At 59.5% G+C, this 7,355-nt stretch carries 6 protein-coding genes; 5 read left to right on the forward strand and 1 reads right to left on the reverse strand.

The features are described from left to right. The first annotated feature begins 254 nt into the window (after window positions 1-254). The 5 genes from rpoD to QZ269_RS11145 all read left to right on the forward strand — a co-directional run bounded on the left by rpoD (window position 255) and on the right by QZ269_RS11145 (window position 6,048). Window positions 255-2,036 (forward strand): RNA polymerase sigma factor RpoD, encoded by a 1,782-nt coding sequence (rpoD, locus tag QZ269_RS11125; RefSeq protein WP_291426780.1) that lies wholly within the window; start codon window positions 255-257, stop codon window positions 2,034-2,036. A 114-nt stretch (window positions 2,037-2,150) separates the two neighbouring features. Further along, window positions 2,151-2,402 carry an M-like protein gene (locus QZ269_RS11130; RefSeq protein ID WP_291426781.1) on the forward strand — a complete coding sequence of 84 codons (252 nt, stop codon included), beginning with the start codon at window positions 2,151-2,153 and terminating at the stop codon, window positions 2,400-2,402. Between the two features lie 127 nt (window positions 2,403-2,529). Further along, a complete protein-coding gene (locus tag QZ269_RS11135) occupies window positions 2,530-3,315 on the forward strand; it encodes an enoyl-ACP reductase (RefSeq protein ID WP_291426782.1) in 786 nt (261 codons plus the stop codon). An 893-nt stretch (window positions 3,316-4,208) separates the two neighbouring features. Next, window positions 4,209-4,580: a type IV pilin protein gene (locus QZ269_RS11140; protein WP_291426783.1), complete on the forward strand. Its 372-nt coding sequence runs from the start codon at window positions 4,209-4,211 to the stop codon at window positions 4,578-4,580. Window positions 4,581-5,040: 460 nt separating this feature from the next. Then, a complete protein-coding gene (locus QZ269_RS11145; protein ID WP_291426785.1) occupies window positions 5,041-6,048 on the forward strand; it encodes a M42 family metallopeptidase in 1,008 nt (335 codons plus the stop codon). On the opposite strand, the gene QZ269_RS11150 is transcribed toward QZ269_RS11145, so the two are convergent. Continuing rightward, the gene (locus QZ269_RS11150; RefSeq protein ID WP_291426784.1) at window positions 6,030-7,136 is read right to left on the reverse strand and encodes a hypothetical protein; all 1,107 of its coding nucleotides are present in this window, start codon (window positions 7,134-7,136) and stop codon (window positions 6,030-6,032) included. The genes QZ269_RS11145 and QZ269_RS11150 overlap by 19 nt on opposite strands. Between the last annotated feature and the right edge of the window lie 219 nt (window positions 7,137-7,355).

Genomic DNA, 7,355 nt, shown 5'->3' on the forward strand with positions numbered 1-7,355 from the left:
TGCTCCAGCGATTGTGCGCCTGATGAAGAGGGCAGCATGGATACTCCGACGATATGGGCCTCAGACAGCCTCTCAGGTTATCTGGGACCTTTGCACGGATGACCGCCACGGCAGCCACGCCAGTCACTTAAGGTTTCCGTTCTATCAGCGGGTTTTGCTAGACTGACGTGTTCAGGCGCTCTGTCGCTGGCCCCCCCCTCAGACTTCACCTCATTTCGCATCACCCGCTCGACCGCAAATTCGCAGGAGGCTGCATGGCATCAGAAACCAAACCACGTGTGCGCACTAAAGTTCCCGTTCAGGACGAAGCACCGGCTGAAAGCAAGATTAAGACCCCGGACAAGCCCCGTACCCGCGCCAAGGTGGTCAAGCCGGAAAACGGCGCGGTAGCTGCTGCGCCCGCCGACGCGTCCAAGCCCGCCGCTAAAGCCAACACGGCCAAAGACGCCAAAGACGCCAAAGACACTGTCAAAAAAGAGACAGCTGCCAAAGAGACAGTTTCAAAAGATAAAGATGCAGTCAAGAAGGACGCCGTCAAAACGCAAAAGGCGCCCGCAGCCAAGCCCAAGGCTGCTGCGACGGCCAAAGCCCCAGCTCAGAAGCCAGTTGCCGGGGCTGGCGACGCGCAGACAACAGACAAGCCTGCATTAGCCGATACCGTGACTGTCCCGGCGGCCAAAAAGCCAGCGACTTCTAAGAAGGCGGCCAAAGCTACAGACACCGAAGCGGCTCCCAAGGTTGCCAAAGCGCCGAAGGCGGTCAAGGTGCCTGGCAAGGCGGCCACGGCCCCGAGTGCGCCTGTGGCCGACAAGCCTTACTACGCCCACGCCAGCATTCAGGAATTGCTCAAAGGCGGTAAGGCCGCCGGGGTGCTGGCCAGCGAGGACATCGCGGCGGCTCTGGCGACGGCCCTCGAAGCCAGCGGTCTGGATCCCGAGACTCCCGACGCCTTTGAAGACATGCAGCTGTATCTGGCTGCCATAAACATCGAAGTGCAAGATGTCGAGGAAGATGATGACGAACTCGACGCCGACGCCGACGAAGCCGAGGAGCGTACCCCCGGCGCACCTGCCAACGACGACGACGAGGAAAAATACTTCGACGACATGCCCCGCGCCGTGTCCAACGACCCGGTACGGCAGTACCTGCACGAGATTGGCCGCGTTTCGCTGCTGACCCTCGAAGAAGAAATCGCGCTCGCCCGCCGCATCGAGGAAGGCGAGGAGGCCCGCAAGCTGCTCGAAGAAGACCTTGACCTCGATGACCGGGGCCGCCGCCGCCTGATGCGCCAGATGGAAGACGGCGCGGCGGCTCGCCAGGGCCTGATCGAGGCCAACCTGCGCCTGGTCGTGTCTATTGCCAAGAAGTACACGGGCCGTGGTTTGGGGTTCCTGGACCTGATTCAAGAAGGCAACCAGGGCCTGATTCGCGCCGTCGAGAAGTTCGAGTACCGCCGCCGCTACAAGTTTTCCACTTACGCGACGTGGTGGATTCGGCAGGCGATCAACCGTGCCATTGCTGACCAGGCCCGCACCATTCGTATTCCGGTGCACATGGTCGAAACGATCAATAAGCTGACCCGTACCGCCCGCCAGTTGCAGCAAGAGCTTTCGCGCGAGGCGACCCACGAGGAGATTGCCGAAGCGATGGGGCCGGGCTGGGACGCGGCCAAGGTCGAGGAAGTGCAGAAGGTGTCTCAGGAACCCGTGTCGCTCGAAACGCCGATTGGCGACGAGAAAGACAGCTTTTACGGCGATTTTATCCCTGACGAGAACCTCGATTCGCCAGTCGAGAACGCCGCCAAGACGCTGCTGTCCGAGGAACTCGAAAAGGCACTCTCCAAGCTCACCGAGCGCGAGGCGATGGTCTTGAAGTTCCGTAAGGGCCTCGTAGATGGTCGTGAGCATACCCTCGAAGAAGTGGGGCAGCGCTTCAACGTGACCCGCGAACGTATCCGCCAGATCGAAAACAAGGCGCTGCGTAAGCTGAAGTACCACGAGAGCCGTACCCGCAAGCTGCGCGACTTTCTGGACTGATCTCTGCTGTTTTCAGAGTCCCCTGCCCAGTGCAGGGGATTTTTGATGTCGCGCTACGCCGAAGATAAAGAAACGGCTCAGGCAAAAGCGTGGGCAAATCGCTAGCGTAGAAGCATGACTCAGAACGACGACAAGCGCCAGGACGCTCCCAAGACCGAAGACGAGATCAGCAACGTCGACTTGCAGTTCATGGGGTCTAGCGACGAAAGGGCAGAGCTTCACAAAACCGTTAAAGTAGAAAGTCAGGCCGCCAAGGTCGCCGCCGACCCCGAAGAAGCAGGACTGGACAAGTACGACGTGGTGAGCGCCCAGACTATGGACGCCAGCGACCCACCCAGCACCAACATGGGCCCAGAAGACGACTGATCGCGTAAACAACTGAAGTTTAGGCGCTCTGGCCTCCCCGTTTGGGGGGGGTTTTTTGAGTGTGGCCTGCCTTATCCGGGTGGGCCGTATCAAGCAAAAGGAGAGCTTTAACGGTACAGTGGCCTTTATGAGTGTGACGATTGACCTTTCGCAGAAGACGGCCCTGGTGATGGGCGTAGCCAACGCCCGCAGCCTGGGCTGGGCCATTGCCGAACAGTTACTGGCCGCCGGGTGCCGCGTGGGCTTTTCCTATCAGGGCGAACGCCTGAAGGGTGAACTCGAGAAGCTGACCAAAGACCACCCCAATACCTGGATTCAGCAGGCCGACGCCACCAGCGAGGAAGACCTGACGGCGCTGTTCGCGCGGGTTAAGCAGGAATTCGGTGAACTGGATTATCTGGTGCACTCCATCGCTTACGCGCCGCGCCCGGCAATGGAAGGCCGGTTTCTCGATACCACCGAGGCCGACTGGCACACCGCGCTCAATGTCAGTGCCTATACCCTGGTGTCGTGTGCCCGCCACGCCGAGCCGCTGCTGCATCAGGGGAGCAGCATCATCAGCCTGACCTACCACGCCTCCCAGCAGGTGGTGCCCAAATACAACGTGATGGGCGTTGCCAAGGCGGCCCTCGAAGCCGCGACCCGTTACCTCGCCGCCGACTTCGGTGAGCGCGAAATCCGCATCAATACCATCAGTGCCGGACCCATGCGGACCATCGCCGCGCGGAGTATTCCCGGATTCGGCGGCCTGTATGACAAGGGTGCCCGCAACGCCGCTTTCGGGCGTAATGCCACCCCGCAAGAAGTTGGTAAGCTGGCCCTGTTCCTGCTCTCGGACCTGGGCAGCGGCATCACCGGACAGACGGTCTACGTCGACGCGGGCCTGAGCATCATGACGGTCAGGGAAGACTGAGCGCGGTAGAGCGCAAATCCGGGGTTAGAAAAGCCTGGTTATTTCCTCAGCGCTGCCGGGATGTTCAGTACTGGACAACTTGATTTTTTCGCTGTACAGATCGGCAAAAAGCTTGATCTGAGCGGCGTTCTCTTAGAGCATTTTGCAAAAAGATGATGCTCTTTTGACCATCTTTTTGCCGAGTGGAACGAGTGAACAAGAAAGAGCAGGACGTAGAATGAAGGGGGCGGCGGTGTTCTTCCGACGTGCCCATCCTTCGGAGAACTGCTCTAATTGGCTGCCGAGGGCTGCGCGATAGTTTTTTTGCGTTGCAGACGAAATTAATCCCAAGTTGTCCGGTGCTGAAGCCAGGACGATATGGAGTTCTGGCCGCACTGACTGAGTCGAGACCAGTATCTGCCTGATAATGATGGCATCATCGCCTGGAGTGGCCTTGCAAAGCTACGAAGCACAGCGGATTTGGATGTTCTCCCCGGACTCGTGTAGCGGGAGCCAGGAACCCCTTTTGCGATCCATCCCTGGCGTAAAAAGTGACGCTACGGCAGGACAACCGCAAAGTCCAAAATTGAGGAATGAATAGTAGGATTTATGTTATTAGCAGAAAAATGGCTTAGAATTGAAGATGACAGAGCGGCAGAAACGGGCTTTTACGGTGACAGATCAGAAGCAATGTAAGCCGGGTTAAAAATTGAACCGACTTTGCGGCAGCCCTGGCTCAGACCCTCCCCCTCCCCCCCATATAGATCAGAGCTTGTCATGCGAATGTGAGAACACGCCGCGTAATCTGTGGTCAAGCAGGAACGGAAGACATCCGGACACCGCTAAATGCAATAAGTAGGCAACGCGGAACCCATACATAACATTATCCGCCGCGCCGAACCAGGAGAACCCACATGACCAACAGCACCCAAGGCTTCACCCTGATCGAACTGCTCATCGTGATCGCCATCATCGGTATTCTGGCCGCTGTCCTGATCCCTAACCTGCTGAGCGCCCGCGCCAAGGCCAACGACAGCGCCGCGATGGCCTACACCCGCAACTGCTACACCGCCGTGGAACTGAGCCGTAACAGTTCCACTCAGGCCCTGCCCGCCGACGGCAGCTGTGAAGGCGCTGCCCTGGGCACCAACGCCCTCAAACCCACCGCTTCGGTGCCTACTGCTGGTACCTACGCTGCGACCACCGGCGGCGGCTTTACGGTCACCGTTACTGGTGTGAGCGGCAAGGTCTTCACCTTCGATGGCGGCACCATGACCCAGAGCTAAGCTGAATACCCTCAGCTAACGGAAATCCTCACTCCCACCTGGGGTGGGGGTTTTTCTTTTCTCTTCCCCTGCTACTGTTAAAGAGTTCGCCCTTTTTTCTATTTGGTACAGGCTTAGAGCATTTTGCAAACAGATGGTGCTCTTTTGACCATCTTTTTGCCGAGTGGAACGAGTGAAAAAAAGAGCAGGACGTAGAATGAAGGGGGGGCGGTGTTTTTCCGACGTGCCCATCATTCGGAGAACTGCTCTAATTGGCTGCCGGGTACGCTTCCCGCTCAGTTATGATCTTTTGCATGGTCTTAACTCCTCTTTTGCGATTGAAGCTGCCTCCTGATCTTGCGGCCTTGTCAGGCAGGTGTGCGGATCTGCTGCGGCTAACCAGTAAGGTGGGCCACGCTTCGCTAGAGTCTGAGAGATTCAGAGCGTGAGCGCCGCTCTGGTCAATGGGCGCAATGATCTGATGAACGTCCTGCTGCGCCTGCTGGCGACGCCCAGCCCCACGGGGATGACCGAGCAGGCTGTACGACTGGTCGAGCAAGAATTAAGCGTGCTGCAAGTGCCGTTTGTACGCACCCGAAAGGGAGCACTGACCTGGGAAGTCGCTGGTACGGGGCCGGGCCACGTGACCTTCAGCAGCCATATCGATACCCTGGGCGCGATGGTCAAGGCGGTCAAACCGGGTGGGCGTTTGCTTCTGCACATGCTGGGCGGCTATGACTGGGCCACTATCGAGGGCGAGGACGTGCTGGTGCATACCCAGGAGGGCCGCGCCATTTGTGGCACAGTGGTCAACGTGCGGCAATCGGTGCATGTTCATGGTGAAGCGCTGCAGCAGTTGCGCCGTGAGCAGGCGGTCATGGAAGTGCGCCTAGACGAGGAAACCAGCTCGACTAGTGAGACGCTGAAGTTGGGTGTTCAGCCGGGCGACTTCATCAGTTTCGACGCGCGGCCCCGGCTGACTCCGGCGGGTTATCTCAAGTCGCGCCATATCGACAACAAGGCGGCGGTTGCTATTTTTCTGGCTGTTACGCGGGAGTTGCTTCAGTGTCCGCCGGAGCGTACTGTGGCTTTTCATGTCACGACCTACGAGGAAGTCGGCCACGGCGCGGCCACCGGCATCCCGCCGCACACCGACGAGCTAATCGCCGTGGACATGGCGGCTGTCGGTGAGGGGCAGACCAGCAGTGAGCATCACGTGACCCTATGTGTGGCCGATTCGACCGGCCCCTATGACCACGCCCTGGGCAACCGCCTGCGGGGAGCCGCCCGCCGCGCCGGTCTGGAGCTGAAAATCGATATCTACCCGAACTACGGCAGCGACGGCAGTGCGGCCTGGCGGGCTGGGGGAGACTACCCGGTGGCCCTGATCGGCCCGGGCGTGGATTCGAGCCACGCTTATGAGCGTACTCATGTGGACGCCCTAGCCGCGACCACCGACCTGATGCTGGCCTATGTGCGCCCCGAGTGAACCTGGATTTTCGCGGCCAGTGCACGGTAAAACCGCGTGTCATGCAGGTAGGCCATGTGATCCGAGCGCACGTTTCCGAGAAAAGGAAACGCGGTGTCATGAGCACCCACAATAATTTCCTCGGTGCGGAAACTGAGGAAGTCGCTGTAGCTCCAGACGTTCCAGAAATATCCGGCGTGCGGCGAATCGAGTAGGGCCGTGGTCGGCAGCGGCTGACGCTCGATGAACTGTCCCATTTCACGGAAGACCCCCACCTGTGACCCGCAGGCACACCAGAAATCGACCCGGAGGCCCGCCGCACGCGGATCGGCAGGCAAAAAGCTGGTGAGGGCGTCGTACATTAGCTGACCGCCCATGCTGTGGGTCAAGACGATCAGGGGTTCATCGGCCTGACCCTGTTGCCGCGCCGTCAGTAGCCCGTCAATCACCCGCCGCATGATTTCTCCGGGTGCCTCGGGGGTGCCGCGCCCACTGAGGTAGGACATGACGTCGCCCAGAAACAGCGGCACAAAATCCTCGATAGGCCGCCGCACCGTCAGCAGGGTTCGGCGCAGGCTGCGGCGTTGCTCGGCAACGATGGGTGCGGGCAAGGGGGGAGACTCGATCAGTTCACGCAGCTCAGGGCGGGGGAGACGGCTCTGGACGGCGCTGCGGAGAAATTCCCATTGGCGCTCCGGGGCCAGTGATGCCACCGTTTCGTGCAGGTTCTGGTCGCGGGCCACACTCCACACGGATTCGATCACCTGGGGCCACTGCCGCACACTGCGAATCTGCTGGAACTGCCGCTCGAGTACCTCGCCCACCTCTTCCGGGTCAAGGTCTGCCGGAAAGAGGTCGCTGGACACGGGATCGGGCCAGGACGATAGCGCCCGGCCACCCAGACGGTAATAAGCGCCCAGATCACCCCAGTAAATCTCGTGGATCTGAACCTGTTCAGGAGCCTGTGGCTGGAGGATCGGCGCAGCGTACTGACGCAGCCGGGCCTCGATGCCTTCCCAGTGCAGATGCCCAGTGGCGTGATTGACCTGTTCCCAGCCGGGATCACCCTGATGGCGAACTGCGACGCCGTGTACAAAGACAATGGGCATGGCTACAGCTTATACGGATTCCGCTAAATTCCGGCACAGTCGGGGGGCGGCCCAGGGCTTCCGCAAAGTCGGTTCAATTTTGAACCTGGATCAAATTGCTTCTGATATGGAATCGAAAAAGTCTGTTTTCATCACTCGATGATCGTAACTGCTCAGCAGGGGGACTTGCGAAGCGGAAAGGGGTAGAGTAGGGACATTACGCAAAAGATCTGTCCCAAC

This window comes from Deinococcus sp., from assembly GCF_018260405.1.
In the GTDB taxonomy this organism is placed as follows: domain Bacteria; phylum Deinococcota; class Deinococci; order Deinococcales; family Deinococcaceae; genus Deinococcus.

What these genes read in the sequence shown, in the direction of transcription:
- QZ269_RS11135 (WP_291426782.1), top strand. Translation starts at nt 2,530, where the DNA reads ATGAGTGTGACGATTGACCTTTCGCAGAAGACGGCCCTGGTGATGGGC.
- rpoD (WP_291426780.1), top strand. Translation starts at nt 255, where the DNA reads ATGGCATCAGAAACCAAACCACGTGTGCGCACTAAAGTTCCCGTTCAG.
- QZ269_RS11145 (WP_291426785.1), top strand. Translation starts at nt 5,041, where the DNA reads ATGAACGTCCTGCTGCGCCTGCTGGCGACGCCCAGCCCCACGGGGATG.
- QZ269_RS11130 (WP_291426781.1), top strand. Translation starts at nt 2,151, where the DNA reads ATGACTCAGAACGACGACAAGCGCCAGGACGCTCCCAAGACCGAAGAC.
- QZ269_RS11150 (WP_291426784.1), bottom strand. Translation starts at nt 7,136, where the DNA reads ATGCCCATTGTCTTTGTACACGGCGTCGCAGTTCGCCATCAGGGTGAT.
- QZ269_RS11140 (WP_291426783.1), top strand. Translation starts at nt 4,209, where the DNA reads ATGACCAACAGCACCCAAGGCTTCACCCTGATCGAACTGCTCATCGTG.